13 protein-coding genes are annotated in these 22,773 nt (G+C 53.3%); 11 read left to right on the forward strand and 2 right to left on the reverse strand.

The features are described from left to right. Positions 1 to 39: 39 nt before the first annotated feature. Both FYJ51_RS06005 and FYJ51_RS06010 read right to left on the reverse strand, forming a co-directional pair. On the reverse strand, positions 40 to 1,020 hold the full coding sequence (locus FYJ51_RS06005; protein WP_154504227.1) for a helix-turn-helix transcriptional regulator: 981 nt from the start codon (positions 1,018 to 1,020) through the stop codon (positions 40 to 42). Between the two features lie 69 nt (positions 1,021 to 1,089). After that, positions 1,090 to 1,344 (reverse strand): helix-turn-helix domain-containing protein, encoded by a 255-nt coding sequence (locus tag FYJ51_RS06010; RefSeq protein WP_235897239.1) that lies wholly within the window; start codon positions 1,342 to 1,344, stop codon positions 1,090 to 1,092. 175 nt (positions 1,345 to 1,519) lie between these two features. On the opposite strand from FYJ51_RS06010, the gene FYJ51_RS06015 reads away from it, so the two are divergent. The 11 genes from FYJ51_RS06015 (at position 1,520) to FYJ51_RS06070 (ending at position 22,652) form a co-directional block, all read left to right on the forward strand. Then, on the forward strand, positions 1,520 to 1,891 hold the full coding sequence (locus FYJ51_RS06015; protein WP_154504229.1) for a helix-turn-helix domain-containing protein: 372 nt from the start codon (positions 1,520 to 1,522) through the stop codon (positions 1,889 to 1,891). Beyond that, positions 1,888 to 3,210, forward strand: a complete 1,323-nt coding sequence (locus tag FYJ51_RS06020) for a hypothetical protein (protein WP_154504231.1) — start codon at positions 1,888 to 1,890, stop codon at positions 3,208 to 3,210. Before FYJ51_RS06015 ends, FYJ51_RS06020 begins: the two co-directional genes overlap by 4 nt. Next, positions 3,207 to 3,536: a hypothetical protein gene (locus tag FYJ51_RS06025; protein WP_154504233.1), complete on the forward strand. Its 330-nt coding sequence runs from the start codon at positions 3,207 to 3,209 to the stop codon at positions 3,534 to 3,536. The genes FYJ51_RS06020 and FYJ51_RS06025 overlap by 4 nt, the downstream gene beginning before the upstream one ends. Continuing rightward, positions 3,529 to 4,041, forward strand: a complete 513-nt coding sequence (locus FYJ51_RS06030; protein WP_154504235.1) for a hypothetical protein — start codon at positions 3,529 to 3,531, stop codon at positions 4,039 to 4,041. The genes FYJ51_RS06025 and FYJ51_RS06030 overlap by 8 nt, the downstream gene beginning before the upstream one ends. 299 nt (positions 4,042 to 4,340) lie before the next feature. Then, positions 4,341 to 4,694, forward strand: a complete 354-nt coding sequence (locus FYJ51_RS06035) for a hypothetical protein (protein ID WP_154504237.1) — start codon at positions 4,341 to 4,343, stop codon at positions 4,692 to 4,694. A 752-nt stretch (positions 4,695 to 5,446) separates the two neighbouring features. Beyond that, positions 5,447 to 6,040, forward strand: a complete 594-nt coding sequence (locus tag FYJ51_RS14000; protein ID WP_456243039.1) for an SAF domain-containing protein — start codon at positions 5,447 to 5,449, stop codon at positions 6,038 to 6,040. A gap of 145 nt (positions 6,041 to 6,185) precedes the next feature. Continuing rightward, positions 6,186 to 11,144: a SpaA isopeptide-forming pilin-related protein gene (locus FYJ51_RS06045; protein ID WP_205946216.1), complete on the forward strand. Its 4,959-nt coding sequence runs from the start codon at positions 6,186 to 6,188 to the stop codon at positions 11,142 to 11,144. Between the two features lies 1 nt (position 11,145). Next, positions 11,146 to 16,311 (forward strand): VaFE repeat-containing surface-anchored protein, encoded by a 5,166-nt coding sequence (locus FYJ51_RS06050; RefSeq protein ID WP_205946217.1) that lies wholly within the window; start codon positions 11,146 to 11,148, stop codon positions 16,309 to 16,311. Positions 16,312 to 16,475: 164 nt separating this feature from the next. Continuing rightward, positions 16,476 to 20,252, forward strand: coding sequence for a coiled-coil domain-containing protein (locus FYJ51_RS06055; protein ID WP_154504244.1), 3,777 nt, complete (start codon positions 16,476 to 16,478; stop codon positions 20,250 to 20,252). Then, complete coding sequence (locus FYJ51_RS06060; protein ID WP_154504246.1) at positions 20,194 to 21,057, forward strand: hypothetical protein; 864 nt, start codon at positions 20,194 to 20,196, stop codon at positions 21,055 to 21,057. The genes FYJ51_RS06055 and FYJ51_RS06060 overlap by 59 nt, the downstream gene beginning before the upstream one ends. Before the next feature lie 893 nt (positions 21,058 to 21,950). Further along, a complete protein-coding gene (locus FYJ51_RS06070) occupies positions 21,951 to 22,652 on the forward strand; it encodes a hypothetical protein (protein ID WP_154504250.1) in 702 nt (233 codons plus the stop codon). Positions 22,653 to 22,773 lie beyond the last annotated feature (121 nt).

Consider the following 22,773-nt stretch of genomic DNA (forward strand, 5'->3'; position numbering starts at 1 on the left):
GGGAAAGAAAAGAAGATTGTGCTTCCTACTTCTTCTATTTCAAAACTCTGAGATATCCAGTAGATGACGATTTGCTGCCGCAACCAGACGATCATGCATCTCATCTCTGAGATCCTCCGGAAAGATGATCGTCATTTCATCCAGAAACCTGGAACAGAAAAGGATGGCCCCGATCCGCGTAACTCTAATGGTGAATTCGAAATGATTATCATCCGTCCTGTACAGGGGTACTTCTTTTCCAAATTGGTCGATCACATAGTCGAGCATCCGCTTTTCACAGAGAAATGTCACACTGATCCTTTCGCCTGAGAACATGAACAGCTGGTTTCCAGCGTATCCCGCAGCATCTTCCGTGTAGTCAAACTGCGAGCATGGGATGTCCAGCATCCGCAGGTTTTCGATCCTGTCCAAGCGATAATGCATGAGGCCTGGATGTTTTCCCCCGGTCACGACTAGATAAAACTCTGAGTTGGCAAAAGTGATGTAGCGCGGCTCCACGATGATCATCGTGGTGTTGGCCTGGTGCAGCTCTTTGTCGAAGTCATAATGGTAGTAGTCGAACGTGACCTTCCTGTTCTTTGCAATCGCATTCATGAGCAGCTCCACCTGGATGATGAAATTCTGGTGGAGCGTTTTTCTTTCGTTGGACCGGAAGATGTTCATCCGGAGCTCATTGTTCTTGTAGCGGCTTGTCAGACGCATGAGCTTCTGAATCAGCTGCTCGCTTTCCGGAATGTTAATGAAGCCGAGACAGTGGATCATGGAGCAGAGCAGGATGATCTCTCCCTGATCGAGGAAGAAACGCTCAAGGTAATATCCTCGGCGATGTGGATCATAGACAACCGTGAAGCCGAACTCCTGGATGTCTCTGATGATGAGTCCGAATGTCTTTCTCCTGATGCTGATTTCGTAATCCTCGAGAAGCCGCCGTTCGATTTCTCGGCGGGGCATGCAGTGGTCCTGGTCTGTGTTCTCGATCAGTATGATCACTACAGCAGCCATGGTGCGTCGATCGTGCATAGAATTCCTCCTTAACGAAAAAAACAGCCGAGCGTTTGATCGGCTGTTGGTCAGATGCGGATGAATCTGCTATCGGTTTTCCCTGGCAGCTTTCTGAACGGAGTCGAGGTCGGAGGGATCAGGTCGGTATTCCATGATGTCTCCGGGCTGGCAGTTCAGAATTGCGCAGAGGGTGTTGATTGTCTTGGTGCTGAGGTAATTATTATGATGGATTCGGTTAAGCTGGGATCGCGAGATCTGGTAATTCTTCATCAGTGAATACTGGCTGATACCGCGAGCTTTCAGAAGGTCCCAGAGTTTGTCATAGGTAATCATCAGCTTCATCGTAGAGATAGACTCCGTATCTAGATAGTTCCCATATATGGAGCCTATTTTGCGTATTAATCATGTGAGGTGTACCCTGCAGGGAACAGGTGCTGAACATTAATGATTCAGGAGGAAACATGAGTCGCGGACAGAACCGGTCGGGTCATATGCCGGAACCTTCGGATCGCAGGCGATGATTTATTCTATTTTTATGAATGATGCGGAATTCAGCATTCTGAAGAAGGAAATCGGGGAACGGATCAGCAATGAGAGGTCCATCCGGAAGATCAGTCAGAATGAGCTTGCCAAGGACATCAGCTATTCCAAGGCGCAGATCGGAAAAGTGGAGCGCGGGGAATGCATGATCACGGTTGAGATGGCTGTCGTGCTCAGCGCTTATTTCGGAGTTTCACTGGACTATCTGATCCTCGGGAAAGAGGATCAGGATCCGGAAGGGGTGCTTCGAGCGGTATATGACCGTCTGGATGAGACATTTTCCGACATCATCTTCTATCTTGCATGCCATCTGCTGGGACATAGAAATGCGCACAGGAGAAGGCGATGAAGCGGCAGGGATCCCGGCGGAAGTCCTATCCGTTCATCAAAGTTTATCTCGACATTGTAAAATGTGCGGAGTTTCAGAAGCTGCTGCAGATTCCGGTTTACGGCATGCAGGCAGCTTATCTTTATATTCGGCTTGCGCTGTACACCACCAATAACGGAGGCGTGCTCACGGAGCGGATCGGCGAAGAGGAGATAGATCTTTCTGCTTCGGATCTCGTTCAGATCGTGAATGCGGCAGGTGCGGATCTTGCCACGGTGAACATGCTCGTGAATTCGCTGAAGCAGTGTCACCTGCTCTATCAGAATTCCTTCGGGCATCTTGCCGTCACTGGATTCTGCTATACCGGGGATCCTGCGGAGCCGTCGCTTCATAATGCAGAGCGTCCGGATGAGGTCGTTCGACCGCTGGGCAACTGGATGGAGGCAATCGATCGAAGAGTGATCGCGGCAGGGTTCCGGGAGAAGGCAATTGCAGGAGGCATCCTTTCGATCCCGGAATATTCAGAAGCGGAAGTGATGACTTATGGAGAAATCGTGGAAGCGATCGGCTTGCCGCGAAGGACAGTGATTGACCATATCCTGAAGCTTTCAAAGAAGCATCCGGATGCAGTGATCACAGTGAACAGCCGGATCAAGAAATTCCGGAAGTGCTATCTGGATGAGTTGAAGGAAACATTCGCCCAACTTCCGCCTGAGTCCTGCCGAAGTTCCGCCTATGCAGAACAATCTGAAGCAAATGCTAAAAACATGCATGAATATGCGGAAAATGAAGATCCGCCTATGAATCGCCCAGGCTCCGCCCATGTTTCGCCGAACGCACAGAAGAAAATAAGAACTCCAGAAGAAAAAGAGGATGATGGAGTTCTGGATCTTCAGTATCTCTACAGCATCGCGCTGGATTTTCCGATGAAGGCAAACGAGAAGTCGCTGCTTGCAGGCATGCTGAGAGAATACGGGAAGGATCGGGTGCTGGAGGGGCTGAAAGCAATCCGGGCATGGGAGAACAATCCGGCGTATGATCCGGTGCAGAATCCGGTGACAAGCATTGCATATCTGAAGACTGTGCTGGAGAGGACCAGGAAGTCTGCGGTCCCGGCCATTGATGAAGCAAGAGATATCTCAGGAAAGGCTGCAGAGGTCGCTGAGGCTGCTTGCTGCAGAAGAGAAGCACTGATTGCAATCTTTGAGTTTCTGAAGCCATATTGGTCAGATGAAGAGCTGACTGCGGCAGTTCGGGAATGCTGTACGCTCCAGAGAGAAATCACGAGAGAAAACATTGATGACTGCCTGCGTCATCCGGATGGAGCGGGATGCTCATGAACCGAAAGAAGCGTGTTGCCTTTGAACGGGTTGCACGGCAGTACCGGAATTATCAGCGGGAGCTTGCCATGCTGAAGAAAGAGGAGCACCAGCAGGAGTGGCAGACTATGGCGATGCAGGCGCTTGAGGAAAACATCGCAATGACGGAACGAACGCTTTCTCAGATCCGTTTGAAGCATGGCGAAAAAGCGGAACAATTAACGCGCGAGTGGCTGATCGAGCGGAAAACGCAGGCGGAGATTGCTTCAGAAGCTGGGATCAGTGAGCGACATCTGCGTAGACTTTTGGAGGCTTATCTGAATGATGTGCTTGGTGAGGATGAATGAGCAGAATGCGGTGGCGGTCACCAGAAAGTTGCTCGCTGCTTATCCATCGCTGAAGAAAGCAGAGAAAGAGTTTCGCGACAGGCTCACAGCGGATGAGCTAAGACTTGCGGATTATCGATCGCCGTCGTTTGAGCACATCGGATCATCTGGGGCAATCCACGGGGGATTTTCACTCGTGAATCTGCAACGAAAGGATCTCGACGAAGACTGCTGGAACTTCTGCCATGATCTACTGGAATGGGAAATAAGGGTGATCCAGTCCATTTCGGAAATAGAAGCCTGGATGGTACCCATGTTGTACAAAATCTATTTCGGCGGAAATGGGATGAAGCGCGTTACCATGGAGTATGGAATTGATTATCAGAGCTTTCGGAAGGAAGAACGGAATGCCCTCCACCAGGCGCTCAGCGTAAGATGTGGAGAAAATGTGGAAAACTTCAACCGACTACAAGATCGTGCGATAGAACAGGGAATGATGAGGTTGATTGAAGAACGAATTCATTGATTAACAATTGATTCATCAGACCTCTCGAAGAAGGATCATAAATTTGGAACAGTAACTTGCAAAAGACTAAGAGCATAATGTACCGAAAAATAGTTTTTAACCATAACTATTATTGTAAGAATCATTTAGGAAGTTGATAAAAGACTTTCACTTGCTGAGAGGAGCCGAATATGTCCGGTTTTCCGTATTGCTTACGAAAAACAGCATGTTAAACTTAAAATAGTTTCCTGGTTGGGAACATACTCTCGGATACAGCGATCCCGTTTGGGGGTCGCTTTTTACGTTGAAGGAGGCAGAGGATGAAACAGATCCGAAAGATGGGAGATCTATTACGAAGCATCAAGAAAAGCGAAGTTCCAAATACTATTTTTCTCATTTACGACCTCAAGGAATATCAAATCTTCGAAAATTCCTGTAGTTCCAGGAATGCAAAGAACCTTCTGAAGAATGCGCAGCTTACCAGGGACTCTCTGAATGCGCGCGACCTGATCAGAGGCGGAAGACTCCATGATGCGGTAAGCAATCTGGATCTTTCCTACTATGATTCCTTTGACTACAGCGGGCTTCATATCTATACGGCAGTCGTCAATGCGGATGATGACGCAAGAAAAGCGCTGCAGCGTTCTGAGCGTGCCATTCCGGAGGACGCATGAAGGAAACACGGCAGAATGCAGAGCTGAACGCAAAAGCAGAAGCGGCTGATTCAGAAAAGCCGAATCCGGGACGCACTGAACGGCTGATTGCAGGAAAAACCTGCATCGGCCGCATCCGCAGAGCGAGGCTGAAGGATGGAACGCTTCTGAATGATGTTCCGGTGTATTACGGAAATGCGGTATTTCTGAAAGAGGGATCAAGGTTTCACATGGAGCCGGAGACATATCGGAAGATGCTGAGCATCTTTCTTTCGGAGTCTTCCCGCGGAAAGCATTTCATGATCCCGAGCAGGGAGGAGTCTGATGAAGCATGCAGAATGTGTTTCAGAGAAGAGGATCCGGATGAACCATCTGTAGATTCTGAACGAGCGGTCCCGACAGAGCAGAAGCCTGAAGAACAGAATCGGACCTCGGAGGCCACGGGCACTCAGAGCTCTGAAAAACTCTCAACGTCGGACCAGACGCAGTCAGAAGATCAGGCATCAGTTTCTGACCCGGCCACTTCCAAAGAGAGGAGCGTGAATGCAGGAAGCCCGGAACCGAATCGCTCCGACGATGATCAGTCGGCTGCAGTTCAGAATGCTGCTGCAGTGGAGAACGGAGGTGATTCTGAGGTCAAAGAAGCTGGAGATCGGCATGAACTTGATGCTCCGGCGGAGGCGGATAGACAGCGGCAGAAAAAAACTGAGTCTTCAGGGGAAGCCATNCATGCAGACGTCAAGGATTCCAGGACCTTGAAAACGCTCAGGCGGATGAAAACCTTGACTGTCGTCTCCCTGGCTTTCTCTGCGGTTCTTCTTCTGATCCTTGCCGGTGTGATCCCGAATCCTCTTTCAGGAGTCCTGAACACGAGCGTGAATGTGATCGCTCTTGCAAAGGATGTCTCTAAAGGCGAGGCGATCCAGGAAGACGATTTAACCAGTGCTCTGATGCCGGCGGATCAGCTGGAGAGAATCAGCGCTCCTGACACCGTGGATGCTTCCGGATCCGTCACTTCAGGGAGCGCAGTACTCTGGAGCAGCAGGAGCTCCGTCATCGGAAAGTATGCGTCTGCAGAGCTTCATGCAGGAGATGTCCTTCTTTCGTCAGACTGTGTTCTTTTGAGGAACAGCACGACGATGATGGAACTGAATGTGGATGGGAAGACGGTGTATATCCCTGCATCTGCTCTTGATCCGTCAAAGGCAGAGGTAAAGCTCTATGCAATCGTAACGTCTTCGGATGCAGAAAGCAGACAGAGCAGCTATGCCGTGGATCTTGGAACGCTTAAGCTGAGCGGAGAATCTCTGGAGGATATTCTGAATGCGGAGGGGAAATCGGTTCTCGAAACCATCCAGGGAAATTAGGCAGAGATCATTTCGCACTTACATTTGCAAAACATGCATGTATGATTCAGATCAGATACCAGAAGATTCAAGGCGGTCCGTTCCGGGAGACCGCTTTTTTCATAGCATGATTGACCCAGCACAGGAAAGGAACTGGAAGGAAAGCATGAGAAAGTCAAAGACATTACAGAAGGCTCTTGCGGCGGCGCTTACGATGCTGCTGGCTGCAGGAACCTGGCTTCCGGCCTCGGCGGAGGGGTCCGCAGGCACGCCGGATCCATCACCCTCCTCAGAAGTCACGGAAGAAACCGCATGGGCTTCATCAAGCTCGTCAGAAACCCCGGCGGCAGGCATCAGCAGCGCAGAGCCTGCGGGCGTCAGCGAAACGCCATCAGCCGGGAAAATGAATGAAACCGGAGAGGCTTCCGGCACTGCTTCAGAAGAAGAAACCGGACAAGCGCAGAACAGTCCGGAACCATCTTCCTCTGTCAGCCCTGACGCAGAAAACAGCGCAGGAAATTCAGGGAGCACGCCGGCATCGTCGCCTGAAGCATCTTCTTCTGCATCCGCTGAAGAAACCTCAGCTCCGTCGGCCAGCGCAGACATCGAGCCTGTTACGCCGGAAGAAACCCCGGCAGAGACAGAGAACACCTCAGGTCTCTCCCTTGTCGTTCCGCAGGATGACGAAGCATATGCCGCAGCAGTCGCAGAGCTCGACGATGATCCTTCGCTCAGGCTTACGGTGACGACCGGACAGGATCTTTCTTCCGTGCTGAATTTCGGGAAGGGAGTCTGTTACTCCGGCACATATCTCTTCGTCTTTGATTCGACAGAGGCCCGTTTGAAAGCCGAAGCGGCAATCCAGGCGGCACTTGGATCCGATGGAAGAGTGCTGGAAGACGAAGTCATGGAGATCTGCGGGTATGGCAGCTCTCCTTTCATCTCCCGCGCTTCAGAAGACACCCGGATTCCTGTTTCCAAACTCAGCAGCGCAGAGGACGATCCGGTTCTTGTTGCCCTGATCGACACCGGCGTCCGGGCCGATCTTGCAGACATGTCCGTGAACTTTACTTCTGATCCGGATGAGGACGCAAACGGACACGGCACTGCGATGGCTGAGATCATTCATGGCACCGCGGGAGAGAAAGCCCACATTCTTTCCATCAAGGCGTTCGGCGATGACGGCAGAGGCTCTCTTGCTTCCGTGACCGCCGCAGTCCGCTTTGCAAAGAATGCCGGCGCGGACATCATCAGCCTTTCTGCTTCCATCAAAGACTCCAAGCGTACGGAAGCGTTCAAGGAAGCGGTGACCTCCGCATGTGCAGACGGAATCATTGTCGTGGCGGCGGCAGGAAATGCAGGTGCAGATGCTTCGGAGTATGCCCCGGGAAATCTCGAATGCGTCGATACGGTCGGCGCAGCGTATCCGTTAAGCAATACAAATGCAGCTGCAGCAGCACCGTTCTCCAACTGGGGCGATGCAGTCGACTACTGGTATCTTGCTTCGTCCACTTCAGAAGCCGCCGCAACGGAAGCAGCAATCCTTGCAGCGGGCCTTGAAGATACGGGATGGGAAGACAGCGGAAACTGGTACCGCTATCGGACCGTACGCTATGCCGACGGGAGCCAGCATTCCGAAGAAGACACAGCGCTTTATGACTCCGGAGACTATGAGCAGTTCCTGACTGCCAAGCGCGTCAATCCGCCGGGATCAGGAAACATCGGCGTCAACCGCGTCGGACCGTATGATCCGGTAAGCGGAACCTATCCGAACTCGACGTTCTATTACAAGCCGACCGGAGAATCCGTCCGGTGTCTTGATCCGTCTCTGACCGCAGACTACGATGCGACGTACGTTCCGGACTACAGCACCAGCGTCAGCTATCGTTCCGAGACTTGGACTTATCCGGACAGCCGCTACAGCGGCACCGTAACGCAGCACACCGTCGCGCTGAACCCGTCGTCCACGGACCCTTATACGCCTGGCGAAACCTACACCTATGCAAACACGGACTCTTCGACGGATCTTTCGAAAGACGGCTACTACATCCGCAGCATCACCGTTTCTACCGGTGATCAGAGCGCGGTGAGCGCCTGGATCGAAGGGAACAGCGTCAAGGTGAAGATCCGTGCCGATGCCGAAGAGATGCCGGACGGGATTTCAATTGAGATTCAAACTGACCGCACGGTGATCGGATCCTGCCGCGTGAGCTTCCGCACCACGACGAAGACTGCCTCCAGGCTGAGCGCAGGGGCGGGCAACCAGCCGTTCTCTCTTCCGGGTTCCCTTTCAGGAGGAGATTCCACGGAAGAAGAAACCGGACGCGACTGCAGTGCGACGCATCTGTATTCCGGGGCAAAGCTCACCATGCAGGTGATCCGCGGAGGCGTGGATCTTTTGAAGCAGGATGCAGATCGGATCCGCACTTCTCATCCTGGAAACGCACAGGGAAGCGCGACCCTTGCAGGGACGGAATACACGATCATCAACACCCGGAATCAGCAGCCTGTCGCAAGATTTACGACGGATGAAACCGGAAAGCCAGCGAAGCTTACCTGGCGGGCGGAAGGAACCGGAACAGCTCTCGACGGGAATCTATTGAAATGGGGAGATTACCTCATCACGGAAACGAAGGCGCCGGAAGGATATTTTCTGAATCCCGACTGGTCCTTTTATTTTGAGGTCCGGGAGGATCAGAGAATCTATCATGCTTCCTCAGACGGATCCGGAACCAACGGCGGCACGGTTCTTCAGCAGGTGATCCGCGGCGGCATCGAAGTGACGAAATATGACACGGAGCGCTATGTGTCTCCGACGGAAGAAGCGAGAAACACGCCGCAGGGCGATGCATCGCTTGCCGGTGCGGAGTTTGAAGTCATCAATGTCTCGGAAAAAGAGGTTCTGGTAAACGGCGTCTGGTATGCTCCGGGGAGTACCGTAATGACGCTGGTCACGGATGAGGCAGGTCATGCCGCAACATCCTCGGATGCTCTTCCATACGGGAAGTACCGGATTCATGAGACAAAGGCACCGGAAGGATATGTGCTGAATGCAGGCTGGGACGTCACGATTGCAGTGACGGAAAGCGGCAGGATCTATGATGCCGTGAACCTGTCGGGTGCAGGATACGTTCTGAAGAAGACGGAGGCGGAAGGAGAGACCGGCCATGACTATGTTTATGACCATGCGGAGAACGGAATGATTACCTCAGATTTCTTGCTCGATGATGTAGTCCGCGGCGGCGTGAAATTCCAGAAGCGCGATCGGGAAGCGGATTCCGAAGTCCCGCAGGGAGATGGAACGATGGAAGGCGCAGTCATCACGGTCTATAACGCATCTGATCATTCCGTCATGGTTCGCGGAAGCTGGGTGAAGCCCGGGGAGGCCGCTTTGAATCTTGTGACGGATGCCGATGGATTCTGCTCTTCGGAGAGCGATGCACTTCCGTATGGAAGCTACTATGCGATCGAGACCCAGGCACCTGTCGGATATCTGATCAGCCGCGCATGGCGCACGGAGTTTGAAATCCGGGAAGACGGAGTGATACTCGATGAAACAGAAAATCTCCTGAAGGATCAGGTGATCCGCGGAGATGTCCGGGTCTATAAGTACGATCAGGAGCTGAACGCCTCCGAAGCGATCGGCGGATCCATGCATGAAGCAAAGACCGCAAATCTGAATGGCATTGCATTCGACGTGAAGAATGTCTCTCTGCATTCCGTGTTTATCAGGGATGATGATGACACGCTGAAGGAGATTCCTTCCGGAAGCGTCGTGACGAGAATCTATACTTCCTATAACGATGCGCTTGGCGCCTATACCGCAGAAACCTCAGACGGATATCTTCCTTACGGCACTTATACGATCCAGGAAGTACCGGTCTCAGAATCCGGGACGGAAACGATCAAGATGAGCGAGCAGGAGAAGAATACCTCCGCAAACGATGCGTATCTTCTTACCGACGGTACGCCCCGCACGTTCCAGATCGGAGAGCACAGCTACGGTCCGGTCACGCTGGATACGCAGACTGAAGAAGTAAACGGACTCATCACGGACTTCGGCAGTGCCGGAGTTCCGAAAGACGGCATTGAATTCAATACGGCGCTCTCGGATCGTGCAAGAAGTCTTCTTACCTATGTGACCTATGATCCTACCGACGGACATGCAGTGACCAATACCGTTTCGTTTGTGAAGCAGGACGGAACTTCTTCCGACACCGTGACGAATCCGATGAGCGATCTTTCCGAACGGAACGGCACTCTGATCCATAAGAGCGGAAACACGTATCTCGATGAGACGATGGTCTTCAAGAATGCGATCAAGCGGAATGATTTCCTGTTCAAGAAAAACAATGCATACACGTCCTCCGGCATCGAAACGCTCTGGGTGCTGAAGAATCAGACGACCGGCGAACGGCATGTGCTTTACACCTCAGTCAACGGAGAATTCAGCTCCACTGCGGAGCCGCATTCGAGAAATACGAATGCAAACGACCGGTATCTCGAACTGATCGATGCAGGAAAGACGATCAGCCTTTCTCCGAAAGCAGAGAACGAGGGAAAAGGCGAAGTGACGACGGATGCGGGCATCTGGTTCGGGCTTGGCGAAGACGGAAGCGAAGCGGCAGTGAATGATGATCTTGCTGCACTTCCGTATGGAAATTACACGCTTTCCGAAGTATCCACGGATACCAATGAAGGAAAGACGCTCCAGCATGTGGAATTCCGGATCACGAAGGACTCCTCGATTGCAGAACCGGTGAACCTCGGCACGATCACAAACTACGGCATTGAGCTTCGCTCGAAAGCACTGAATACGGCTACCGGGACAAGACTTGCCAAGGCCGACGGAAGCAACATCACGATCACGGATACCGTCTGGTATGACGGCGTGATTGAAACGGATCAGGACTATGTGCTGGTCGGGAAGCTTTATAACTCTGCATCCGGAGAATTCCTGAAGGACGCCTCCGGAAATGAGATCACCTCGATCAGGGAAGTTCACATCACTTCCGGTTCCGGAAAGATCGAGGGTCAGACATTTGAAGTGAATACCGCAGATCTTTCCGGCGTGAAGCTGGTCGTTTATGAATATCTGTACCCGAAGGAAAGCTATGAGGGCTGAGATGAAAAAGACAATGAAGAGAATGAGATCCATGAAGCGCGGCCTTCAGGGGGTTCTGGCGCTTGCATCGCTGTTTCTGGGAGGGGAAGGAGCCGGGGTTCCGGCTTCTCTTATTACTGAGACCCATGCGGAAACGGCGGAAGAAGCGATGAAAGAAAAAGCGGATGAGCTGATCGGAAATACGAAGCTTTCCTGCGACGCAGCTGCCGCAAGAATTCTGGAAGCCGGCGGACTCCTGTATTATGCGGATGACTATGATTCCTATCCGCTGGGAGATGATTATGCCGTTAAGGATGGAAAGGTCACGGTTTTAGACGGAAGCGAGCTTGCACTGGAAACCGGGGATGTGTTTGCATTCTACAGCGATGCGGCTTCCGAACAGCCGGTGCATGTTTCGGTGTATACCGGAACGACCGCGAAGAACACGGATCCTGATACCCCGTGCATGAGCGGAAACTACAGCGGAAGCGCGCAGTATACCGCCTGTGCGCTTGGAACCGGAAGCAGCGCAAAGCGTGAAATCCGAAGATACCATGTATCGGAAACCGTCAGTGTTCCGCTGAGTTTTGAATCCTCCGGCAGCTCCGGTTCTCTGAAGCTGACCGCATCAGCGTCCCCGTTCTTTACGGCATCAAATCATGTGACGGACGGTGCCGTGAGCATCCGGAAGGAAGATGTGATTTCCGCACTTCCGGAAACGGATTACACAAACGCAGACTTCAGCAGAAGCAGAGCAGTGATTGAGCTTTCCGCTTCGGCTGCATATTACGATTCTTACGAGACGGATTATATCCATGCATCCTCTGCGGAGGAAATGCCGTTCCGTACGCCGATCCTCGTTCATCTTTCGGTCAGCCATGGCGAGCAGTCGGAGTCCGGCTTCCGGGACTTCATCGCTTCTGCAGTTTCCGCTGCAGCAGAGATGGTTCCTGACGCCGTCAAGGAGCAGGCAGGGGAGCAGTACGTCAATTCCAATATCCGGATCACCGGCGTGAAGATCACCTATGAAACCGTGTCGGGATCCGAGAGCTCTTCCGCAAGAAGGCGCACGATCCGCACGCATCTGCAGACGGATGCGGGGATCACGGAGAAGGAGCAGGTGCTGGACACGGATACCATGATCGAGGTTCCTGAGGGTCTTTCCGACGGGGCCTTTTTTGACGGCTGGTATCTCGATGATGCATACACGCAGTCCTTCAGCGGTCTGATCAGTGAGGCGCTTCCCGATCCGACGGACTTCTATGGCCGGGTTCTGACAGACGATGGGAAGAAGGCGGAAGTCACCGTGAAGGTTCAGAGAGACTCTTCTCTGAAAGAACCAATCGAAGGCGTATCCCTGACTCTGACCAGAAAGGGAAGCAGCGAGATCCTGCAGTCTGCAGTGAGTGATGAGAACGGAACAGCAGTATTCTCCGGTCTTTCCCGCGGGAACTATCTGGTTCAGGAAGTCTCTCTTCCATCTTCTGACGGCGTGAATTACGGCACCCGTCTGCAGAGTGCAGAGGTGAGCTTTGCCTCCGGAGAGGGAACCACGTTTGATGTCACGTTCTCTCATAAGATCGTCAAGAAGATCCAGGTCACCTTTGATTCCCAGGGAGGAACGCCGGATTCCTATCCGGTTCAGACCACTTCGGAGGGAGGATACCTGGAACCGGTCGCAGATCCGGTAAAGGACGGCTATGTATTTGACGGCTGGTATTACGGAACCGTGTCTGAAGACGGAACTGTGACCCCTGGAGAAAAAGCAGATCTCAGCAGGGCAGTCGAAGCAGACTCTGACTTCACGCTGTATGCGGGATGGAAGGAAGCCGCAAACGCGATGGTCCGCGTAAGCTTTACAGATGCAGACGAGGATCCGCAGGATCTATCTTCCTACAGCTTCCGCGTGAAGGTGTACCAGGGGCAGACTGCAGTTCTGAAGAATGAAGACGGGAAGAGCCTTTCCGAACTTCTTTTAGAGCTGTATCAGCAGGGCTATATCCGTAAGAATCCCGCAGAAGCAGTTCCGGCATCGGTATCCTATGACGGAGATACTGCACCGGAAGATATCATGATCGTACTGGATCATGGCGTGCAGGCTTCCGAGACTTCAGAAGCTTCTTCGACCTCCGTCACGCGCACGATTCACTTTGTCAAAGAAGACGGATCGAAGGTGACAGAGGATGTCATTCAGATCGGTCAGAAGGAAACGACTGCGTCTTCAACCGCGGTGGATCTTGTGACCGGAAAGACTGTCACGACGGAGCCGAAGACCTCCGTGAAGTTCGGATGGCCCTCTTACACCGTTCCTTCGATTGCAGGATATACTGCAGATBCGTCCGTGGTCTCGGCAGTGAATGCGGCGGAGGTTTCTGCAGATGCATTTACGGATCAGGAAGTAACCGTAACATATCGGAAGAATCCGGAAGGAAAGGAAGTCACGATTACCATCACCGGAAAGAGCGAGACCGTAACCTATGACGGAGAGGAACATGTGCTGGAAGGCTATACGATTGCGGCAGATGATCCTTCCTTCTCCACGGATCAGATCGTATATTCCGGAACAGGATCGATCAGCGGAACCGATGCAGGCATCTATCTGCAGGGGCTGAAGGCTTCTGAATTTCACTGCACTGCACCGGGTGTTTCGGCAAAGATCGTCGTGGCGGATGGAAAGCTCACGATTGAGCGGAAGGAAGTCACCGTGACTGCGGAAGATGCAGTGAAGCAGGTCGGAGAAGCCGATCCGGTATTTACCGCAAAAGTCGATGGAACGCTCGGAGATGATACCGTGACTTACCGCCTCTACCGTGGAAAAGGAGAAACCGTCGGCGCACATCGGATCTTCGTGACCGGCGCAATGATCCAGGGAAACTATCTGGTCAGCTACAGGTCCGGTTTCCTGCAGATTCAGGGAAAGGAAACGCCGGAGCCTTCGGCTTCACCAAGTGCCGTTCCGAGCGAATCTCCGGAGCCGAGCGTTCGTCCGTATGTCGCATGGCATACCAACCCGGAGGATGAGGATCAGACAATCACGTTCCCAGGCATCCGGACAAAGGCTTCCGATGTCACGGACCGTGCATCGCAAGAGGATCAGGAAGCTTATTACTATGTGAGCGATCAGGTAAGCTACAGCGGCCTCAAGGTCGGAGCATCCTATACGATGACCGGAACGCTCATGGATAAAGCTACCGGGGAAAAGCTTGAAGGCGCGGAACCGGTATCAAGGAGATTCCAGGCAAAGACGGAATCCGGAAGCGTCACGCTGACGTTCCGCGTTCCGAAGGATCTTCTCAAGGGAAAGACCGTGGTCGTCTTTGAATCCTGCACGCAGGGAGAAGAAGTGATTGCGGTTCATGAAGACCTGAATGATCAGGATCAGACGGTCTCCTATGCCGACCGCAGCCTGCATACCACAGCGCTGAGTTCATCCGGCGGAAAGAATCTGAACGTGAATCCGGATCCGTCCGCAGACCACACCGTCACGATCGTGGATACCGTGGCTTACACCGGCCTTGTGCCGAACAGAACCTATACGCTCAAAGGATCCGTCCATGAAAAGGCAAACGGAGCTGATGCAGGCATTCTGAGTTCCGGCGGCATTCCGGTCACCAGTGAAGTGACCTTCACTCCGTCAGAACCGGATGGCAGCGTGGAGATGCGCTTTACGTTTGATGGATCGATGCTTCAGGATGGCGAAAAGCTCGTCGTATTTGAAGAGCTATCGGAAGGAGAGAAGACGATTCTCACGCATGCGAACATCAATGATGAAGGCCAGACCGTTACGGTCAGCGTCCATCGCTCCAGCCCGCAGATTGAAACCTCCGCCACCGGATCAGACGGCGTGAGCAAGGAGATCCGCACTTCCGCAAAGGCAGAGATCGTGGATACGGTTTCGTATCGGGATCTTGAAGCCGGAAAGGAATATGAACTGAAGGGAGAGCTGCATCTCGTGAATCCGGATGGAACGGACGGAGGAATCATTGCCGAAAGCTCCATGAAGTTTACTCCGGAATCCGAAGAAGGAAGCGTCCGGATGATCTTCAGCAATGTCGATGTTTCCGCGCAGGAAGGAAGATCCCTCGTCGTGTTTGAGGACCTGTTCCTTGACGGCGCCAGAGTGACGTCTCATGCGGATCTTTCCGATCAGGGTCAGACCGTGACCGTCGTTCCGACAGTTCCGGAGCTGCGTACTGCGGCAGGAGGGGAAAACGGAAAGACCGTAGCTGCTTCCTCCAGCGTAAAAGTGACAGATGTCGTTTCCTGGAGCGGACTCATCGAAGGAAAGGAATATGAGCTGAAAGGAACGCTGCATCTTGTCAGTGCGGATGGAACAAAGGATGAAGGCGTGATTGCAGAAGCAGAGATGCGCTTTACGCCGGGCGGAGTTTCCGGAGAAGAGCGGATGGAATTCACCGTCGATACTTCAAAGCTTGCCGGGCGGTCGCTTGTGGTATTTGAGGATCTGTATCTTGATGACGTGCATGTCACCTCGCATGCAGATCTTTCGGATGAAGGCCAGACTGTGAAGGTAGAAGAAACGCCGGGTCCTACTCCGACGCCGACCTCCACACCGAGTCCGACCCCGTCCGTGACGCCAGCGCCGACTCCTTCGTCCACTCCTTCCTCGACTCCGACACCGACCCCGGAAACGGAGACGCCGGATCTTCATACGACTGCATACAACGGGAAGGACGGCTATGACACGATCCGCCCGAAGAAAGAGACGACGTCCGTGATCAAGGATACGGTCTATTACCGCAATCTCACTCCGGGAAAGCAGTACACGGTTTCCGGAACACTGCATCTGAAGAATGGCGGCGGATGGGATGACGGACCGCTCAAGAATAACGGCGCACCGGTGACTGCTTCTCTTGTCTTTACGCCGGCGGCAAAGAATGGCGAAGTGACGCTGACCTTCACGTTCCCGACAGCGTTAGTGAAGGATGAGACGGAGATCGTGGCGTTTGAGACTCTGAGTGCAGATGGAACGGAGATTGTGTCCCATGCCGACATCAGCGATGAGAATCAGACGATCTATGTTTCTTCCACCCGGAAGCGCAGACGCAGAATCCGCTGGATCGTCACGGATGCCGGAAAGGATCTGGTCGTCTATGGATCCCTAGGTGCAGCTGCACTTGCGGCGTTTGTGATCCTGGTGAAGAAACTCAGCAGAAAAGCCGAATAGAACCGGACAGCCATGGAGGTCCCTCTTCCGATCATCGGAAGAAGCTTCCATGGCTTCTTTTGCGGTTCTTCCGAGATCGCATTTCTCATTTTTAAGTAAATTTAGCATTGCAATAATTACTTTTTGAGGTATACAGGAAGTGTGAAAGTTGAGGAAAAACAATCATGACTAGCAGCAGATCATTACAGAAGGCATCCGCCGCGCTACTGAGCGTGACGCTTGCCGGATGCGGCTTCTTCACGAATCGAAGCTCTGTGGCATCCGAAACAGGTGCTTCTTCGTCCCCGACCGGAGAACCTTCGATTCAGGCATCAGCGTCTCCTTCTTCTTCCCCGGCGGAAAAGGATTCAGCGGCAGGAAAGAGTGAACCAGAAAATTCAGAATCTTCCGATTCCCAGAATCCGATGAGCACATCAGGATCTTCGGCGGCAGGCGTTTCAAAAGGCGCCGCTGTCAGAACTATGCAGGCGGAGGAAGCAGATCCGCTTGCAGAGATCCAGACAAAATGTGCGGAGACCTGGGGAACATGGGTGAACGGAACCGGATGCGTCTGGACTCCGGCATCCACTGCTTCTAATACCGGATCCTCTTCCGGCTCCAAACAGGAAAGTCTCAGTCCCTGGGAGATCGAACGCAACCGGCTGAACAATGAAGTGCTGAAAGCGGCATCGCTGGTCGCTTCTGCAAAAGCGGAGCTTGCCGATGCGGAATCTGCTTATGAAGCGGCAAAGACCAGGCTTCAGGAAGTGACCGGATCTCTTCTGAATGACGATCATGTGATCGAGGCCGCAAGAATGCATGCCGGCGAGAAAGCTGCCGCGCTGGAACTTGCAGAGCAGAACCTTTCCAATGCGCAACAGGCTTACACCGATGCAGTCAATGAAGCGGCAGGAGTTTACAGCCTTGCAGAGGCAGGCGCGGATGCGGAGCGGAAAGCTGCAGCGGAGCAGGCGGAGAAAGAGTTCGCGTCCGCAAAGGCATCTGCAGAAGCGGAATACGATGCTTTGATCACGGCCGCAGAAAACCTTCATGACGCAGCACTTGCCGCGGCGGAGGAAGCAAGAACCAGCACGGATACAGCCACGGATGCGGTTTATCAGGCAAAGCTATCCGATGCGAAGAAGATCTATGACGATTCGGTTGCAGAAGCAAGGGAAGCTCATGATGCGAGAATCCAGGCAGCGCAGGAGAGCTATGATGCCGCGGTCGCACAAGCAGAAACAGCTTATGAGAAAGCAGTCGCAGAAGCAGAATCCGATCCGGAATATCTCGCTGCCGCAGCGTCTCTCAAGGCGGCGGTGGAACAGACGCAGAGCGCACAGGCAGAAAAGCAGGCGGCGGATGACGCTCTTTCAGAAGCAGTAAATGCATTTGCCGATGCGCAGGCGGTTCAGAAGCAGAAAGACGATGCCCTGCAGAAAGCAAAGACTGCTTCGGAAACTGCAGCCGCCGCAGCAAAGGCCGCCGAGCAGGCACTTCAGGACGCGGAAGCAGAACTTTCTTCTGCAAGAGAAAACGACGCCGCTGCTCAGAAAGCGGTGAGCGATGCACAGACGGCGTTAAGCACGGCCAAGCGCGTTCAGGCATCCGCAGAAGCGGACGTCCAGAATGCGGAAGCAGAAAAGGAAAACGCAGATCAGCAGATCCGCAACGCCAATGCAGCACTTGAAGCAGCGAAAGTCCGTGCCGCATCCGCACAGGCAGTGATTGACCAGGGCATCATGGGATTCTATGAGACTCAGAAGGAATCCGATCCGACCGGCTATGCCTATGCAAAGGCAGTGCTCGACTATGCGTCTTCTGCAAGTGTTCAGACCGGTGCAAGAACGAGCCAGGGCGGGGAAGGTGATGCGACAAGCCTTGCAAACATCGAAAAGGCAATCCGCTACATGGAGGAAAGCAATGAACTCCGCTCCCAGGATTCCAATCGCACGGATCTTTCGGAACTCTGCACGACAATGCGCATGATGGCGCTGGCGGAGGCAAATGCCAATGCGACAGCTTACTACAGCACGCACTGGCAGTTAGCAGACTATGAGGAATCCCTTGCCGGTCAGGCAGACAGCAGAGTCAGCGGAAATGCCGGAGATTCCTACTGGCAGACCAGCGAGAACTGGGCAGGCGGCTATTCTGAGGTAAGCACAGATGTGAAGAACCTTGAGGACCTGGACCCGTTCAATGGATGGTATGAGGATGAGAAAGCGATCTATGACTATCGCAGGGCGCATCCGTATGCGACAGATCAGGAAACCGCAGAAGCGCTCGGACTCTCGCTTGGCGAAGTGCAGGGAGGAACCGGACACTACACGAATCTGATCAGCACATCTGCGAAGGTGACCGGCGCCGCAGTCAACGACGAACGCAGCCAGAGCACCGTGCAGGAGTTTGACTCGCGGACTGTACCAGGCGAAAAAGTGTACACGGTTGCGGAATACAAGGAGATGTTCCTTGCCTACTATACCCAGGTGCAGAAGGATCTCTCTGATGCAGAGGCGCTTGTGGCGGAGAAGCAGGCGGCGCTCGATGAACTGACGGCAGCCAAGAGCGGCGCGCTGAATGCGGATGGAACGGCATATGACGGCATCGGCCTTACCGCGGCACAGTATCAGGCGATCGTCGACGCTCAGAAGGAGCTGAGGGATGCAGAGGTATCCGTGGCCGAGAAGACTTCCATCCTTGCGGACGCAAACCTCGATGCGGAAAAGACTGCCGCCCTGGTGAAGGAAGCGGAAACCGCAGTCACGAGTGCAGAGAACGAGGAAGCGACAAAGCGGACGGAAGCAGAAGCCAAGGCAGCCACGCTTGCAGAAGCGGAAGCTCAGAAGACCACGGCAGATCAGAACGTGAACACTGCGGCTGAAACCGTGCTTGATCGGACGGATGATGCAGACGAGGCGGCGTCCGCACTCTTAAGTGCGGAAGAGACGCAGAAGGAAGCCGAGGACATGATGGAGATCGAGCAGGAGGCCGCAGACGTAAAGAGTGCAGATGAAAAGGAAGCACTGGAAGAAGCGAAAAACAGCACGATCGTTCAGGATACCACGAGAAAAGCCGATGCGGACTATGCGGCAGAGGAAGCGGAAGCGGCAGGGATCCGGCAGGATTCGGAAGATGCGGCATCTGCAGAGAAAGCGGCGGCGGAACAGGCGTCTGCAGAGAAATACAATCAGGCAAAGGCCGATGCGGATGGAGCGCTTCAAGCTTCCAGCAGTGAGGCTGCAGAGACGCGCGATCAGAAGATCTCTGACGCGGAAGGCGTGAAGCAGGATGCAGAGGCATCGGCGGAAGCGGAGTACACGAAGAAGGTCGAAGACGCAAAGGCAGAGCAAAATGCATCAGACGCCGCTGCTGAAGAGAAGCTGGCGGAAGCACAGAAGGCGGCCGATCAGGCAGTACAGGAGGTTGCAGATGCTGAAGCTCTGAACAAAGAGATCCAGGACACTTCGGAGAATCTTGAGAAGAAGACGGAAGCTGCAGATCAGGCGGATCAGAATCTTTCCGAGAAGGAGACCGATCTTGACCGGTTTCTGAATCCGGAGAAGTATGCGGAGAAGGAAACGTCAGAAAAGACAGAGAGCACGCCGGCGGAAGAAGCGAAAACGGAAAGCGGAAGCACGGAAGCAGGAAACATCAGCACCGAGGGCTCCGCATCCGGGGCAGGGAATTCTGAAACCTCCGCTGCTCAGAATGCATCATCGGGAAGCAGCATGACAGGAGGCAGTGCAGCTGGCGGGAGCAGTGAGGAAGAGAGCGGAAAGACCGCCGCATCCATGAGCATGTCGGCTTTAGAAGGCGGGGCATCCGCTTCCGGCTCGAGCGCCGCGGTGTCGCTGATGCGTGCGGCATGGACGCGGAAGCTGCCAATGATCCTGCTGGATCCGGATGGAAACGAGCTCTTTCCAGGCGCAGACGGACAGTTCCACCTGCCGCAGGACAGCTGAACCTGCATCCTCCCATGAGGCTCCTCGCTGTCCCTGGATGCATGCCGGGCTGAAGGCCGCAGGTGATCTCCGGTTCCTGATCAACTATAATGTGGTCATGGAATCGAGACACTTTATCTACGAGCGGAAAGTACTGACAGACAGGGAACGCAGGACTGACGGCAGCCGGGCAGGCGTGTCGGATGAAGAGTATCTTGCGGCCCGCTATGATCAGCAGAGAGACAGATATGTCTTCCGGGATCCGCCTGAAAAAGGAAGCAGATTCTGGAACCTTCAGCGGATGATGAACCTTGCACATCCAGACGACACGGTCGAAGTCAGAAGCCTGTTTGATCTGGGTGATACCGTGGGAGAAGCGGAATCTGCCTATCTGGATATGCTGAAAAACGGAATGCATGTCAGATTCAAGGAACAGCCGATTCTCAATACCGAGTACTTTCTCACCGCCATGCAGGACCCGAAGCTTACCGCCCGTCAGTTTCTGACCGGAGAAGAGTGCTTTCTGTTCCGCCTGATTCATTACGAAGCAAACGCGGAAGAAGAGCGGAAGGAAAAATTCGAAACCAGGAAGATGGCTGCGATCAAAGGCTATCAGGAAGCAGAGAAAGCCGGGAGAACCATAGGCAGAAAATTCCCGCCGGAAAAAGAACGGGAGATCATGACCGAGATCTTCGGACACAGCAGACATTTCAACGGAACTGAGACGGATGCTGAAGTCCAGAAACGGCTGGGAATTTCCAAGCCGACCTATATCAAGTACAAGAAACGGATCCTAGCGGAGATTGAGAAAACGGATAAGAAGTAAGCTTCAGGAATCCGTTCTGCAGTCGTACGCTGACCGGAATATCAGATTATGCTCGCCGCAATATTATACGGCGGGCTTTTTTCGTATGAAAATGACAAAACACATAAATCGAATACTGATCATTTTTACTGCATGCATGCTGGGATTCTGCCTCGTAAAAATCGTGCCGGAACTGCATTCTGCCGCGGAAGCAGGAAAGGCAGAGAAACAGATTGCAGGGCTCATCACCAGCAGAGAGACAAATCGCACCGGGACTTCCGAAGAACCAGATCCGGGAAGCTCGTCTGAGTCAGGATTCTCAGAGCAGAGCTGGGATCAGCTGAAGAACGAGAATCCGGATTTCATAGGATACCTGAGCTTTCGAAGCGGCCTGATCGAAGAACCGGTTGTTCAGAACAGCGATGATGAATACTACCTCCGCCGCAGCTTCTTCGGAGAGCGGTCTTCGCAGGGGACTCCNTTCATGGACAGCTTCTGTTCCACGGACAGTGCAAACATCACGATCTACGGACATAACGTTTACTATGATTCCTCCGCAATGTTTTCCAGGCTGGAAGAACTGACGGATCCGGAAAAGTTCCAGGAGAATGCACTGCTGGACTTCTATCTCAAGGACGGAGAGCTGCGAACGTACCTCGCGGCGGCAGCCTACTACAGCACGCTTGAAAACGCAGGAAGCCCGGACTACAGCAGGCCGGACTTTTCCTCAGAAGAGGACTTCTATGACTGGATCAATCAGGTCTATTCCTGGACGGTTTTGTCATCGGATGTCCCGGTGCGGTATGGCGATCATCTTTTGACGCTTCAGACCTGCAGGAGATGGGATGAGAAGACGCACATCATTGTTCTCTTCCGCGAAATTCGAAGAGGAAGCTACTGAAATGAGAACTTGGATGAGAAGGATAACCCTGGCGGCGATATGCCTGCATGCTCTGCTCTGCGGCTGCGCTGGAGTGCCGAATGCCGGCGGATCGGAAAACCTGGAGACACTTGAAATCTCCGGACCGGATACCGTGACGATCCGCGAAGGAATGATGCTGAACGCGGATGACTTCCTTTCGGTGGAGACCATGCAGACATGCAAATCACACACGGTGACCGGAGCTCTGGACACGGATCATGCCGGTGTCTATCCTATCACGCTGACAGTGGTCGGAGAAGACGGAGAGATCACAATCCGGAGTGTCCGCGTCGCAGTGCTTTCTGCATCGGAACCCGAAACATTGGATTCCAGCATCACTGCCAGGAGCGAGGGGTCTGATCTGGAACACAGGGAGAATGGTGCAGAGGAAGGCGCGCAGGAAAACACAAAGGACGGGAACTTCAATCAGACAGGGAAAACGCAGAAGACTGAGAGTGGAAATGCTGATCCATATGCGGCCGAAAAAGCGCACTGTCTGGAGACGTACGGCACCTGGCAGGGGACTTACTGCACATGGACGACACCGACGCCGGATGCCAGCAGAAATGGAAGTGCAGGCGGTTCTGCGCGTTCAGAGGTCAGCGGCGGAACGACATCCTGCTGGGATTACATAGGAGATGATGGCAGGAGCTATCATGAATGCGAATGGGTATCGGATTGGGAAGATTATTGAACCTGCCTAGACCAAGTACTAATAATGGCAACGTACCGCGTTCGTCATGCTGGCGTTTGCACTGTATTGGCTTTAATCAAGTATGATGTGGAAATAATTACCTTTGGATAAAAGGAAAAAG

Source organism: Stecheria intestinalis (genome assembly GCF_009696165.1).
Taxonomy (GTDB): domain Bacteria; phylum Bacillota_I; class Bacilli_A; order Erysipelotrichales; family Erysipelotrichaceae; genus Bulleidia; species Bulleidia intestinalis.